The organism is Planococcus sp. 1R117A, from assembly GCF_051417975.1.
GTDB lineage: Bacteria > Bacillota > Bacilli > Bacillales_A > Planococcaceae > Planococcus > Planococcus shenhongbingii.
The window spans coordinates 1-14,936 of the sequence record NZ_JBPRLO010000002.1 but is presented as its reverse complement, the minus strand read 5'-3'; the positions used below and the strand labels follow the sequence as shown (position 1 = coordinate 14,936).

Genomic DNA, 14,936 nt, shown 5'->3' with positions numbered 1-14,936 from the left:
GAACTTCCATCTAAAAATGATCGAAATTGCAACTCCGAGGTCCTACATTAAGAGAATGTCAAAAAACACCAGAGTCATCGGCATATGTACGATCGCTTCGATAACCCTCGTGTCTTTAATCTGAGCGAGCTTCGACTTTCATTTTTCTTGATAAACGATATGGACGCTTCCGTCCTCCATAATTTGAATCGGCTGATAACTCTTTATGAATTCCATTTTTACAGATCCATTAGCATTTAAATCCGTTACCCCTTTTATATAGGCCTCTTCATCTGTAATTAATCGATAGAAGAAACAAATTCCATTACCGACATCTGAAGACTCTTCAAATACGAATTTCTCTCCATACTTCTCTTCAAAATAATCGCTCGCTTCTTCATGGCTTTTAAATAGCGGCAATTTGGCTTCTTCCTGCCTGCTGATCCACTTCATTTTTGTCATTTCTCCACCTTTGAAATTTGAGTATGTTTTAATTTCATTTGAAGCTACGAGACGCTTGGTTGTGCCTTTTCATAGTTTACCTTGAGATGAGTTGTTCCTGCACAGACACTCACTCGCAAATTGTTTAATTCGTCCAACGAGGAAACTGTCCATTTATTTTACTTCAAAGTTCTAGAGGCTTACTCTCCTACCAGGCCGTCGTTATCGCTGTCTTGCATATAGGGGTATAACCAATGATCATTCGTGATCGGCATGTTAAAACCTGCTGCTTTGGCTTCTTTAATCGTCACCTGTCCATTGTTATCTGTATCGACACTCTTTACATCATCGTTGGTTTTTGAAGCGGTGGATTTAGAAGGCTCGCTGTCGGTTAAATCAAGTTCAGCATTTACTTCATCCGGGTTCACGTTGTCAAACGTTTCCACAATCTCGGTTCCCTTTAACGTATAGGTATATTGATATCTGGAAGGGATCTGCGTTTCCGTATCCGGATAAGTGATGATGGCTTCAAAATTTGTCGCCCCGCCTGCGCTGCGAATGACCTCTTCCAGATAGGCCTGATCGCCATGGCGGTTGAGTGTGCCATCCTGTGGGGTAATATTATAAGCATTCGCTACCCCACCGAGGGAATCTGCAATGACATGCCCTTCATCTAATTCGTCGCGTCCGACACCCGGAACTTTTGCCTCATCCGCATAGTACCGGCCAGACGATTCTACAGGTTCGTTGCTTTCATCTTGTAGAACGATTTCGTCTGCAATGACACGCACCAGCTGCCCGTGCTCATTCGTAAAGGCCCAATATTCACGGTCCCCATACCCAATGTCCACGACGACGTTCGGTTCACGAGTTCCAGACAAATCTCCGCCATCCACTTCAATCAGTTCGTATCCTGCGAACCGTTCATCATTGGATTGGGTTGGCGTTTCCTCTGCTGTGGGTTCCTCGCCAGCGGTAGGGACCGGTTCTTCTTTTCCGCTGCTTTTACCGGTTTCGACTGAGGCGACTTCTTGTGTATCGGTTTCTACATCGGTAACGGCTGCCTCTTCGACGTCGGTACAACCAGCCAGAAAGATGGCCGTTAAAAGGATGATTAAATAGTTCTTTTTCATTTCAGCACTCCTATAATAATTTTAATTAGTGGCTCTCTATTCCACAAAGGGCGGTTCATTATTTTACATTGATGGGTTTAAAACTCCGCACAAGTAATTTGATTCACCTGTATCATTCATTAAATTCGCTCATTTGCATTTGAATGCTAACTTTAAGTTCCCATACTATATAAAAACTGTTAAACTCATTTCACCTTCAAATCGTTTTAAAAACACCTACCTAGAAAAAAGAGAAGAAGTTCTACTAGCCTCTTTCCTTCCGATAAACCGGCATATGTATCAGTCAATGTCCCAGACTTTTCAAGGGACTTTTTCAAGGAAGGAATCAAAAAACGAGATTTCAAAGCAAAAGGAGGCCCATCAGGCCTCCTTTTTTATGTGTCTGATCCCTTAAAGCCTTAAAGCGGTTTGCGGTTATTCTTGTTCGTGAGATTATTGTCATCCTCGTCAACATCCGCCACTTCCCGGCGAACCGTCTCGTCCACTCGTTCCGTATCCTGGACTTTCTGTTTGCCGACTACGATCTCTTCTGTGACCACATCTTGCTTTGAGACGTTTACCCGTTCTTCGGAAAGCGGCACATTGATTGTTTCGTTTTCATTGAAAGCTTTAGTGCCGGAGGCTTCCTCGTTCACTGGATGGCGCTCTACGTACACTTCTTCACGTTCTACCGGTACTTCGAGGGTTTTATTCTCTTCGACTACGCGCTTGCCGACGTTTACTTCCCCCGTCTGCACCCGTTCTTTGCCCACGTTCAACTGTTCTTCATGAAGGCGAAGGCGTTCCTCGTCATTCCGAGGGGAGGTGCGGTTGGTCTCTGGAGTCGAACCGAAAGTGCTGTCCCGCTGAGAAGTCGAGTCCACCGTGCTGCCTGATCCAAGCGCGGCTCCCGTTCCGGTAGCCGGATCACTTCCCGTTGAACGGCGGTATCGATCGTAGGAATCGCCATAATCGCTGTCCACATAGAGCACCAGTTTGCCGTTCTGGACTTGGCGGTAGTATTCTTCGGATTCTGCCCGGTTCAACCCCATGCCGCTGAATGCATCCATTGAAGAGGATTCACCGGAAAGGGCGGACATGAATTTCCCCATGAATCCTTGGTCTTGCTGCTGGCCGGCTGCATCGACATGCACGTCTGTCTGGTTTTGCACCGTCGAGAAGGCGTCCCGGTCCTGTCCGACCACGTACATATCGCTTTCCTGGTAGCCTTGCGCTTTCAGTTCCCTCACCTTGCTTACTACTTCCCGCTGCGAATTGAATACGCCGATAAACGTATTTTCTTTTCGAGCCATCGTATCGTCCTCCTTTTCGTAATCGATCTTGTCGTAAGTGAATAGTGATTATTTACCCGCATTCCCTTTCGCCCTAAACATTCCGAATTCCTTGTACGGAGCCTAGCTAGCCGTACCAGGTTACTGGATGCCAATGGTTTCTTAATATTACTTGATGACCTGCTTGATTTAATTGGCTTACTGGAAGATTTGAATGATTTACTGAACTAACTGAAGAAACAATGAAGCGGATCCCTTACAATCAGTAAGGGATCCGCTTTTTATTTGCTAAATTTCCGATATTTTCGTTTTTTAAAGCGTCCGTAAACATATACTTAAACGAATAAAAGAAGCTAAGGAAGAAGCAACTGAATGACTCATTTCCTTAGGAAAAGCAATTCACAGTTGGTATGCAAAGAGATTATTTCTGAGAATGAATGTAGTTTAGAAGATCTGAGAAAAGCAGAGGCTTACTGAAGTAATAGCCTTGCCCCTTTTCACAATTGTAGCTTTTTAACAACTCTGCCTGTTCCCGCGTCTCAATGCCTTCCGCGATGACTTCCATGTTCAAACCATGGGCTCCCCGAATCATGTCCTGGATCAGCGTCTTCTTCGCGTCATCCACTTCCAGTTCACTTACGAAAGAACGATCTATTTTTAAGCAGTCGATCGGCAACCTGGTCAGATAACTCAACGAAGAGTAACCAGTGCCAAAATCGTCCAAGGAAATCTTGGTTCCCAGTTCCTTGATTTGCTCCAGTTTCTCTATCGTTTCCTCGATATTGTAAGCGACTACACTTTCCGTGATTTCCAGATTTAAGCGTTCTGCCGGAAAACCGGTTCTTTCGATCAGGTCTTTTATTTTCTGGACAAATGAAGCTTGCAGCAACTGCTTCATGGAGACATTGACATTCAGTATGAGCGGCAAGTCCACTTTCTGCATATCCTGAATGGCGGTTTCCAGTACCCAGTCGCCGATTCCGATGATATGGTCACTTTTTTCTGCCAGGGGAATGAACTCCATCGGGGAGATAGGGCCATACTCGGGATGCTCCCAGCGGATGAGTGCCTCGATTCCCTCCAGTTTTTCCGAATCCAGCCGCACCTTCGGCTGGTACACCAGGTGGAATTGCTTCAATTCCACGCCCCTTTTCAGGTCATTGGCCAATTTATTGGTTCTCAGGACATCCGCCTCCATGCACGGGCTAAAGAACCGGTAGTGTTGCTGCCGGTTTTCATCGCGTCTCGACTGATACACCGCAATATCGGCGAAGTGCAGCAGCGACTCGGCGCTGTCCGTATGTTTCGGAAAAAGGCTGATGCCGATGGTGGGCGCATCCTTTATTTCTCCGGAAAGCGCTAATGGAACGTCTCGTATCATTTTTTCCGCCAATTCTTCGATTTCAGCTATGTCAGCGTATGAAAGCAACGCCACAAACTCGTTATCTCCATACCTTGCGATAAATCCGGTTTCAGGCATCACTTCTTCTATTTTACTGCCGGCTTCTTTGATGGCTTCGTCTCCAGCCTGGTGGCCAAATGAATCCGTTATGGTCTTGAAGTGGTCCAAGTTCACAAACAGCAAAGCTACCATCACCCCCGCTTCTTGCGCCGCTTCCAGGAACGAATCCATCTTTTTATGAAGCAAGTTGCGGTTTGGAAGACCCGTCAGCACATCGTAATAGGCCAAGCGGTTGGCCAATTCCAGCGCCTGCTTTTTCTCGGTGATATCCAGCAGCGTTCCCATCAGTGCCAGTTTGCCCTTGTAGTTGATGATAGAAGAGCGGAGTTTCACAATGCGTTTTGTCTGGTCTTTTTTGACAACGGTGAGTTCCTGGCTTCCAGGCTCTTTCCCGTTTAAGTAGGATTCCACTCTTTTCAAGACCAATTGGATGCTTTCTTCATCGAGGATCTGGTCGAAATCCATGCCGATCAATTCGTCCATACGGTACCCGGTGATTTCCGCCATCTGCGGGGTGGCGTATTGAAACTTCCCGTCCTGCGAGATATACACCGCTTGTGCGCTCTGTTCCAGCAAGGTCCGGTACTGAGCTGCCGCTTCTGCCAGCTCCTCTTCTTTCTTGACCTTGGCCGTAATATCCCGGGAAACGCCGTTATAGCGGATGACTTCCTTGTTGGAGTCGAAAACGGGATTTCCTTTTACTTTTACCCAGATGGTTGAGCGATCTTTTCGTACCGCTTTATACTCCAGGTCAAACGGGACCTGTCTGGAAATATAGTCATCCGGGTTTTCTTCCATGCTTTCGCTCTCCGGGCAGAAGAAGCTGTTCGAAAGACCGGACTGTGGCAATTCGTCCGGAGAATAACCAAACAACTTTTCCAGCCCTTCCGTCACGGTCATTTCCCCTGTGCTTAACTCATACGACCAAAAGATCACATGGTTATTTTCCCCCACAAAATCCAGGTTGTCTTGCTGGGTGCTTTCAAAAAAAGAACGCAAGCTCTTCATCTCCATCAATTTGCTTTGAATATTTTGTTTCATTCAACAACCTCCTTTAGCTTTAAGATTTGAGACTTTTTCAAATTCAATTGCACTACAAGGAAAACCACTTGCTTCTTTCTCTCATTTAAATACAGAAAAGCCAGAACCATATATTGCCTTCCTTAACGTTTGGAACTTTGATACGACATGAAAGATCAATACCTTGTGTACGTCGTAAGAGGCCTTGCTGCTTATCTTTTATTTCGGTTCTTTTCTAAGAACTTTAACATTATTATGTAAATTTATTCCTCTAGCCTAATTTTTAGTATACACCCTTTTAAATAAGTATGAGAAGCAAGAAAAAGCGTTCGTAAAAGTACCCATATACAAACAAAGAGGAAAGCAGGGCTGATCAGCCCTGCTTTCCTCTTTGTATTTTTCTATTAAAATAATTACTTCTGTTAATCCCTCATATATAAACTTAATTAGATTATAACTTATTCGTTAAATTGAGATTTTGCGAACAAATAAAAAATAAAGATAAAGAAGATAACCCATAGTAAGCTATCTCCCCTTCTTTTGTAGTTTGAAATTCATTAGTTCTGGCAGAGTGAGGATTTGTAAACACAAATTCTCCTATCTCCTATCCGATATTAAAATAGTACTGAGCCCTTAAATTGAAATGACTCCTAATAGGACAGCCGCAATTACCATAACAGTAGTTGTCCCCAGTGCCCACTTTACCGCAAAGCGCTGCAATTCGCCAAATTCAATTCCTACTAAACCAATTAATAAATGAGCCGCTGCGACAAGTGGGCTTAATACATGAATGGGTTGACCCATCAAAGAAGCTCTTCCAATTTCCACTGCACTAATACCATGGGCTTCTGCTGCTTGAGCAATTATAGGCAATACACCAAAATAGAATGCATTGTTAGACATGAAGAATGTAAATGGTGCACTTATAAATGCGACAATTACCGGCAATAAAGGTCCCATAGATTCCGGAATAATAGACACTAGTGAAATCGCCATCGCATCTATCATTTTGGTTCCTGACATGATTCCTGTAAAAATACCGGCCGCGATAACAATTGATACAACGGCCAAAGCATTTTTAGAGTGCGCTGCCATGCGTTCCTGCTGATCTTTCAGATTTGGATAGTTGACCAGCAAAGCGATTCCGAAAGCAATCATAAATAAGATCGTAAGTGACATGAAATCGATAATCAGTGAAGCCATTAAGACAACTGTCAATAAAAAGTTGAACCATACCAGCTTGGGACGTTTATGATCCGCTGACATCATTGCGGTCGCTGCTAGTTCAGCATGCTCCCCGGATGGATGTGTAGAATTCAACTCCACGACTCCCAGTCTTTTTCTTTCCTTTTTCCCTAGGATGAATGCCGCTACCAAAACCCACACCAAGCCGAATCCCATTACAGGAATCATCGGGATAAAGATTTCCGAAGCATCTAACCCTAATGATGCCATCGCCATGGCTGAGGCGCCCCCCCAGGGAGTCATGTTCATAACCCCCATCGACAGCATCGCAACCGTAGCAAGAATCAACGGGTTCATGCCAATACGCTTGTACAATGGAAGCAAGGCTGACACGGTAATGATGTAGGTCGTGGTGCCATCGCCGTCGAGTGCAACTGTCATCGAAAGGATAGCTGTACCAAGGACAATCTTTAACGGATCGCCTTTCACGATTTTTAAAATTTTAGCAATTAGCGGATCAAATAACCCGGAATCAATCATAATACCGAAGTATAAAATAGCGAATAAAATCATGATAGCTGTAGACGCGATGCCTTCAACGCCCGCCTGCATCATTGGGCCAAGCTCTGTAAGGAAGCCTCCGATAATTCCAAATACAATAGGTACAAGCATAATTGCAACTAACGCAGATAATTTCTTTGACATGATTAAGTACATAAATACTGCAACCATTGTGAATCCTAGTAATGCCAACATACGACCATCTCCTTCGTCCGCACTATATGGTAGCGCTTTCTTTAGGAAATAGTAGCACTTCTTATTTTTTCTTAACAGTTAAAAACAGTTAAAAGACTTTTCGGTATAAAAATCGTTTTTTTCATATTATTTACGAAAAAAACCGTGAATATCAAACATTCACGGTTTTAGAGCGGTTTGTATTTTCTTTCAGGACGTCCAATACTGCCATAAACTACTTCGACTTCCATTTCATCGCGAGAGACAAGGTACTCCAAGTATCTTCGGGTAGTCGAATAACTGATACCCAGCAACTGACTATAAGTATCGGCATTCAAGCTTTCTTCAATCACGTTTACTTTGTCCCTGACTAATTTCAATGTATGCTTATCAATCCCTTTTGGCAATTGTGCCTGCACCGGTTCTGCAGGCTGCTTGTCGCTTGGAGAGGACCGAAACATCGAATCCACTTTCTCCTGATCGACGACTTCTCGCTGGTGGAGTTGAGTTCTCATCAAATCGTATTCCTGAAGTGTGGAAATGAACTTATCAATGATGATTGGCTTGATCAAGTAACCAAATGCTCCTCCGCGGATCGCTTGGCTTACCGTTTCCGTATCATTAGCGGCAGTAATTAAAATAACATCGATTCCCCAGTAATGCGTTCTGATTTTTTTAAGCAGATCGATGCCGTTTGTGTCCGGCAAATACACATCCAATAGCATAAGATGAGGCTGAACCACTTCCAGCAAATCGATGGTTTGTTTTCCGGACCCCGCGGTTGCAATCACTTCAAAATGATCGAGCTGATCAGTGAACTGCTTATAAATGGAAGCAGCTTCTTGATTGTCTTCCACAATAATTACTTTAATGGTCTCTGGCATATTCTGCCTCCTTTCTTTTAGGGACCACAATAGTGAATCGCGCGCCTCCCATTTCGCTTTCAGTAAGATAAATATTTCCTTTGAGCAATTGAAGAGCATGACGGACAATCGTCAAGCCGAGACCATGGTTTTCTTCCTTTTTTGAAGTATAACCTTCTTTAAAAATAAGTACTTCCATTTCAGGAGAAATGCCGGGTCCATTGTCTTCAATATCAAATAAAATATCTTTTCCCAAATCAGTAAATGAAACGGATACCTTGCCTTGATCCCCCCTGTTTTGATGAGCAGCTTCTAAAGCATTTTCAATAATATTTCCTATAATAGAAACCAGTTCTTGTGACTCTTCTGAAGTCAACGCAACAGAAAGGCTGCTTTCTTCTTCGATTTCCAGCGAGACCCCAAGTTCTTTGGATCGATTGAGTTTTCCAAGAAGACATGCCGCAATAATCGGGTCAGATACCGAAGAAACGAGAAAAGAAATCACATTCTGCCGTTCTGTCACCTCTTTCGAAATCAAACTGATGGCTCGTTCGTAATGTCCCAGACGAAGCAAACCGTAAAGTGTATTCAGCTTATTTAGAAATTCGTGATTCTGAGCTCGCATATTTTCAGAGAACTCTTTCATCCGCGATAATTTTTCATTTAGCTTTTCCACTTCTGAAATGGGACGAACCGTCAATACGGCGCCTTCTGCTTCCATATTCTGCAGAATCGGTGCAATATCAGCAATAAGGAGCTGGTTTTCTATAAGAATCGTTTGATTCACTTGTTCTTTATTAAATTCGAAAACATCCTTCAATAGCTTTTTCAACTGGGAATCTTTGATTAAAGAACCTTTTTTTAAGCCCTGACTTCCGAAAAGCAACCGTGCTTTTTTGTTCATGGATGTAATTTTATTTGAAGAATCTATGGAAATTGTTGCATCATGGATGGATTCGAGTGTAGCTTCTTTTTCTTTAAATAAAAGGGAAATTTCCTCAGGTTCAAGACCCCATATGATTTTCCGTACTCTTCGCGCAATGACAATGGCGCCGATAATGCCTAACGAAAGAGGAATAGCAGAAAGCCCAATGATTTTTTTTCGGTATAAAAAGACTTGTTCCTCGATGTCATTAAGCAAAAACCCTACCGAAGACACCCCAATGACTTCTCCCTGACTATTCCAGACGGGCGTCTTCGCTTTGATTGCCGGACCTGAGATGCCCACATCCTTATAGATTACCGACTCCCCTCTTTCCAAAGAGGCTTCGTTGCTGGTCGCTGTATGCTTTCCAATAAATTCGGGATTAGGATGCGAATAGCGGATTCCTTCCATATTTGCAATCGTAACGTAACTGGCTTCTGAAGTTTTACGGATCTTCTCTGCGATTGGCTGCACCTGTATCGATGGATTGTCTTCTTCAAACGCTGTTCTAATTTCTTCCTGTTGAGCAGCCAGTTTTGCTACCGTCATCGCTTGGTCACCCATATAGGATTCGACTAGTTCATCAATCATTGTTGTAAAAAGTATGCTGATTAGAAAGGTGCTAAGAATAACAACAAAAGCGAGCAAAAGCGTAATTTGTGTCATCAAATTAATTCGATTTTTTTTAAAGACCATGGATTCGGCTCCTTATATCTTCTTCCTGCTGAAGAAACTGATGTTAAACTGCCCGTTTTTTTAAGATCGAGCATTTGATTCCACTAGAGTCGCCTTTTCCTTATATTTAATTGTCTGTATATTTTCCACTATGTAAAAAGGTATCATACCATTAAAAGAGAAAAGCACCCACTTGATATTAAGTTCTTCTCTTCCGATAAACCCCTCATATGTAAAATCGAATTTTCTGCAATTCATCCCCTTTACGAAGACCAGTGAATTTTATTCTCTTTTTCTTCAAACCGTTTTAACCCGGCTTTTTCCAACACTCGAATCGAAGCGAAGTTATCGTTATCACACCCGGCGATAATCCTCTCTATACCGGGTTGTTTCAGCCCCCACTTCACCATCGCTTTTGCCATTTCGGTCGCATATCCATGACCCTGGTAGCGGGGAACGATGCTATAACCCAACTCCAGCTCTTTTGGATCCTCAGTACTGCGTCTGAAACCCATGTCCCCCATGATGGTATGATCTTCAGTGTGTATGATGATCCCTTCCCAGTCGTTTTCGTCAGGATATTGGCTGAACCGTTGAACTTTATAAGGAAGGATTTCTTTATACACTTCCGACGGGTATTCATCGGCAACTCGATACGTCGATATTTTTTCCAAATCCCCTTTATTTGAAATGGCTGCTTTCATCATGTCCGCAGTAAAAGTAATTAACGTCAATCTGTCAGTCTTTATAGTTGGCATTGCCCGTACTTCCTTTCAAATTTTAGGTCATTCCTAAAAAGCTACCGATAACTGCTGATATATACCTGGACTCTTATAAATTCGAACTTCAAAAAATTCATTTCACATGTAATATTTAGAACTATTGGAAACCCCTTTTAATTTTTGATTAAAGACTAAAGAGCTGGCAGAAAGTTGCAGCTAATTGCTGACACCTTCTATGAACCGACAACCTTCTTCGCTTGAATCAAAATTGATAGAGGTCACATCCCCGGGATTTTGATCATCAAATTGATAGCCTGTAGAAGGGGGAAGATCATATTCATTTATCAATTGTTTTATCGGTTCACCTTGCTCGTTTACAGAAAAAACCTTGGTGGTATACACGTACGCCACAGAATCATAATCTGTACTGGTATGCAATATGCCGTTTTCAGGAATTTCGAATATGACTTCATTGTTTGTAATTTCCAATGGTTTTGCTCCTGGTTGACCGTACCGTATCCAAGCACATCCCGTAAAATCTTCAGGAATCAGATAAGTATAAACCAGCTCCCGGTCTTCTGAGCTGTCCCACCCCGTCGAATAGCCAATAAGGATATATGTAAGAACAAGAGCAAGAATAAGAGTTCCAAAAACTAAAAGTACTTTTTTCATGTAATCCTCCGTATTTTTCCTGAATTTTAGAGAAAGGGACAAATGCATGCTTACAAAGCTATTTACACATCTTTTTCAGCTTACAAATTAAGTATAATCAGAACTTAAAATAATATCTAAATAATTTTGGAAATGAATCCGTTCGTAAACGTACACTTACACGAACCCAAAAAGGAAGAAACCTTCCACGAAGTCTCTTCCCTACAGGTCATAAAGAACAACCAATTGAATGTAACATTTTTTCTAGGAAATTCACTTTATCTTTTCCTCTTCAAAGTTCACTAGAATGAAGATTTCGAATGTATCTTAATTTAGATTAAGTTACATTCAAAACCCTCATATAAATCTAGACAAATTACTTTTGTGGAACATCTCTTTGTATGACGGAAATCCTTGGAGGTTCCGTCGAGATCACATCAATTGTGTGATTTAAAGCATTTATCCCATAGTGTTTGTATGGCCCAGGATGCACCTCGTCAGCTGTGGTCCCGATCTCAATAAAGTCCAGGTATCGGGATTTTGAATAAAGTGAAAACCCCCGCCCTTCATAAACCTCGTACTTGTCCAAAGCAGTAAAACTCTCGTTTAGAACCGAATAAGCAATGTACCAATCAAATTCAAATCGTAGAATGGGGAGGGTTTCATCCACATTGAAGGCGTCATAAGACGAAAAAGCATCATTCTCACCAATTGGAGTTCCAGGTATTTTACAACGGTCAATATCGACGATCAAGGCGTTGTCCTCAGGTTCGAGCAATGAATTCAAATAAAGATAGCCTTGGTATTGAAGTAGGTCAGAATAATTCATAAAAATCCCCTTCTCAAAATTAAATTTCTAGTTTATCAGCTTTTGAATGTAATTTACCTCACAATAAGTTACATTCGTTTTTCATATTCCCAAATGGTAAAGATAGAGATTCTTTTCTTTCAATCTCTCAATCATAGACAGTAACCTTTCCAATAATTCGAGTACATCATTTCTACAAAATAATAGACGTTCACGCCCGCATAGCACTTTTTTGTTGGAAGAATGCACAAATTCCCCAGTCAGCTCCAGCTTTTCAAGGGAGTTTGAAAATAAAGAGTGCCAAGCCGTAAAGATACTTTTCATAGTTGCTGCTGACGTTTGATCAAAAAGAGTGACGCCATGATAATGTATTCCTTTTACTTCTCTTGTCATTGATACCGCTGGATTTTTACATGGAATCCAGTTCATTGAATCGGCTATGTATTGAATCAAATTATCGGGGAGATCAATGGAGTCTATAATGTCTGGGTTTTTCTCATTGCTCCCCATCAACTCTTGATAAGAAACTGTATTAGGTACTAAGAAAAATTCATGTGCTAAGCTCATGTTTCATCCCTCCTTAAGCTTTTAGATTCTAGCGTTTTGAATGTAACTTAATTACCAATAAGTCACATTCAAATTAAGATTTTTATTATCAAGATACAGATTATTTTTTATTTCTGATGCTGATTTCCATGAAAAATGTTTAAAATAAAATCTTTTTCCGGCACTTCCAACACTTCGTATCCCTTTAAAAAATCTTGGTTGTTATAAGCCGCTTCTTCTAATTCAACTTTGATATCATCAGTCGTTATTAAAATGGTGGCGTATCTTGCAAAGGGCTTGTCGTAACATCCTAGCGATCCAGGGTTTAAATAGATTCTTTCTTCTGATGAATAATAGTGCATCGGATGATGATGACCAAAGCAAATTAAATCAAATGGAGACTGCTTGTATAAGTCATCCAGCTTTTCGATAGAAGGTTCGGTGTCAATGGGGATAAATTGATTCTCAGCATCTAAATGATAGTGCGTAAACAAGAGCTTCTGCCTTTCGTACACCACACTTAATTCTTTAGGCATACCACTGATGTGTGGAATGAATCTCTTCTCTAACCGATTTGCAAGCCATTCGTGATGAATTTTTTCTCTCCCTTGGCTGCTACTTTCTTCGCCTTCTAAAATCGCTAGAATTTCTTCCTCATGATTCCCCATTACAAAGGATACATCATCTCTAGAAAAAAGAATTTCAAGCACTTCATTGGTTTCGTACCCGATTCCAACCATGTCTCCGATACAATAAATATGATGAATTTCGGAATCCTTATCTATCTCATTTAATGCGGCAAGCAAAGCAGTACTATTCCCGTGTACATCTGTGATTACGGCGATTTTTGTACTCACAAAAACTCTCCCTTCGGAATTCTCTGGAACCGAATGTAATTTAAATGCACATAAGCGACATTCAATTAAAACAAAGCATTCTTATTTCCGGCTTTTCGATACCATGCTAAAGCTTCTTCTTGAATTTTTAAGGCCAGTTCCTCTTTCTCCCTAATATAAGACTCGATATCATACGGGAATTGCCGGCTCAACCGTCTTTTTAACCCTCCATACTCTTTCGCAACATCCGAATGAGTGCGCAGATAATCCCTGAACGCCAAATGTCGTTCAATTTCGGGACTGTCGATTTGATAAATATGGAGATGATGCGTCCGATCATCCTCGCCTTTTTGAAAATACCTGCGTCCCGGTATGCCGTTTTCGCCTTTTCCTTCGTAACCGAATGCTTCTAATACCGGGTTATATCCATCTACCAAGGTGATGTCTTTCGCAACGGCCAATATGTCAATAATCGGCTTAGCTTCTAATCCTGGAATCGACGTGCTGCCAAAGTGATGGATCGAAACCATTTCTTCGCCCAGAATCATCTTTAATTCATCCGCTTCTTTAGTGAATAATAAAACCCATTGTTCATCGTATGGCGAAACTACAACTTTTCTCAAAAGCTCTTCCTGCTTTCTTTGATTTTTTCATTTTCTCAATGTCCGCTTTCAATAACGCACAGTTTGTAGATTAGGATCATGCGGGAGTCAAAACATCGCGTTGAATAATGCGGTTAACGCCACATCGTTCTTTTCCCCCCTTAATTGGCTCCCATTTTCTTCACGTAGTCATAGAGAAAGAGCTTATCGGTCAATTGGTGCTGGCCAACTTTCCGGTAGCCCAGTTTCTCATAGAAGTGGTGATTTCGTTTATTCAAATGAGGGGTATCCAGATGCCATTCGGCTGCTGAAGGAAACTCCTTCTCGATCAGTTGCATAATTTCACTTCCTAACCCCTGGTTCTGGAACTTGTTCGATAGGAAAATTCGATTCAAACGGTATCTGTTTCCGTCTAAGCTGCGAATATCCACTCCTCCGATAATTTCATCTTCCAACCAAATTGTGTAATGAAGGAAGACCTCGATTTTCCGCAGCAGTATTTCGATCGGTTCATTTACTGGATTGGTCTCATGATCTTCATAGCGTTTTAAATCCTCTAAAAAGGCTTCCTTTTGTATCTCCAATAACTGCAGGGCTTCGGTTTCTTTCGTTCTTCTGATTGCTACATCCATAGCCATATCCCCATTCCTTCTTTTTCATTTAACTAACCACTTTAATTCAAGTTTCAAAATATTGTTAATTTAATTATAGCTTTTTTATTGCTGCTAAAGAATAGGAACGGTTAAATCTATGTTTGGTGTTATCGATCCAAAAAATTATGCAAATTAAAAAGACAAGAAACTCCTACTAGAATTTCTTGTCTTCCGATAAGTGCTGATATTTAGACCAAAAACGGACTAAGCTAGTTTAGAGAGATAACAATTCTAATTATCCATATCATAGTTAATTATTTTTCAAACAGATTATAAGAGAATACCATCTATTTTGCTGGTACTAAAAAAGACATTATTGGTGCTGCACCCCAAAAGTTAGAGTTAAAAACTAACTTTTGGGGTGTTTTTCTATGTCAAAATATAGCGAAGAATTCAAAATGAACCTGGTCAACGAATACTTGGACGGCT

14 protein-coding genes are annotated in these 14,936 nt (G+C 41.5%); all 14 read right to left on the bottom strand.

Translation table 11 applies throughout. From position 1 onward, the window contains the following. Window positions 1-138 precede the first annotated feature (138 nt). A complete protein-coding gene (locus ACSFXN_RS05510) occupies window positions 139-441 on the bottom strand; it encodes a hypothetical protein (RefSeq protein WP_437149184.1) in 303 nt (100 codons plus the stop codon). A 179-nt stretch (window positions 442-620) separates the two neighbouring features. Then, entirely contained in the window at window positions 621-1,553 is a 933-nt protein-coding gene (locus tag ACSFXN_RS05505; protein WP_437149183.1) for a DNA/RNA non-specific endonuclease, read from the bottom strand. A 398-nt stretch (window positions 1,554-1,951) separates the two neighbouring features. Then, entirely contained in the window at window positions 1,952-2,845 is an 894-nt protein-coding gene (locus ACSFXN_RS05500) for a YsnF/AvaK domain-containing protein (protein ID WP_437149182.1), read from the bottom strand. Between the two features lie 400 nt (window positions 2,846-3,245). Then, on the bottom strand, window positions 3,246-5,327 hold the full coding sequence (locus ACSFXN_RS05495) for a sensor domain-containing protein (RefSeq protein WP_437149181.1): 2,082 nt from the start codon (window positions 5,325-5,327) through the stop codon (window positions 3,246-3,248). Window positions 5,328-5,939: 612 nt separating this feature from the next. Beyond that, entirely contained in the window at window positions 5,940-7,247 is a 1,308-nt protein-coding gene (locus ACSFXN_RS05490; protein WP_437149180.1) for a CitMHS family transporter, read from the bottom strand. Between the two features lie 167 nt (window positions 7,248-7,414). Continuing rightward, on the bottom strand, window positions 7,415-8,110 hold the full coding sequence (locus tag ACSFXN_RS05485) for a response regulator (RefSeq protein WP_437149179.1): 696 nt from the start codon (window positions 8,108-8,110) through the stop codon (window positions 7,415-7,417). Then, window positions 8,094-9,710, bottom strand: coding sequence for an ATP-binding protein (locus ACSFXN_RS05480; protein ID WP_437149178.1), 1,617 nt, complete (start codon window positions 9,708-9,710; stop codon window positions 8,094-8,096). The genes ACSFXN_RS05485 and ACSFXN_RS05480 overlap by 17 nt, the downstream gene beginning before the upstream one ends. A 242-nt stretch (window positions 9,711-9,952) precedes the next feature. Next, on the bottom strand, window positions 9,953-10,447 hold the full coding sequence (locus ACSFXN_RS05475) for a GNAT family N-acetyltransferase (RefSeq protein ID WP_437149177.1): 495 nt from the start codon (window positions 10,445-10,447) through the stop codon (window positions 9,953-9,955). 180 nt (window positions 10,448-10,627) lie between these two features. After that, the gene (locus tag ACSFXN_RS05470; protein ID WP_437149176.1) at window positions 10,628-11,083 is read right to left on the bottom strand and encodes a DUF6843 domain-containing protein; all 456 of its coding nucleotides are present in this window, start codon (window positions 11,081-11,083) and stop codon (window positions 10,628-10,630) included. Window positions 11,084-11,438: 355 nt separating this feature from the next. Next, on the bottom strand, window positions 11,439-11,891 hold the full coding sequence (locus ACSFXN_RS05465) for a hypothetical protein (protein WP_437149175.1): 453 nt from the start codon (window positions 11,889-11,891) through the stop codon (window positions 11,439-11,441). Window positions 11,892-11,972: 81 nt separating this feature from the next. Further along, a complete protein-coding gene (locus ACSFXN_RS05460) occupies window positions 11,973-12,437 on the bottom strand; it encodes a hypothetical protein (RefSeq protein ID WP_437149174.1) in 465 nt (154 codons plus the stop codon). 107 nt (window positions 12,438-12,544) lie between these two features. After that, window positions 12,545-13,273: a metallophosphoesterase family protein gene (locus tag ACSFXN_RS05455; protein WP_437149173.1), complete on the bottom strand. Its 729-nt coding sequence runs from the start codon at window positions 13,271-13,273 to the stop codon at window positions 12,545-12,547. Window positions 13,274-13,338: 65 nt separating this feature from the next. Next, on the bottom strand, window positions 13,339-13,875 hold the full coding sequence (locus ACSFXN_RS05450) for a GrpB family protein (RefSeq protein ID WP_437149172.1): 537 nt from the start codon (window positions 13,873-13,875) through the stop codon (window positions 13,339-13,341). Window positions 13,876-14,015: 140 nt separating this feature from the next. After that, entirely contained in the window at window positions 14,016-14,492 is a 477-nt protein-coding gene (locus ACSFXN_RS05445; RefSeq protein WP_437149171.1) for a GNAT family N-acetyltransferase, read from the bottom strand. Between the last annotated feature and the right edge of the window lie 444 nt (window positions 14,493-14,936).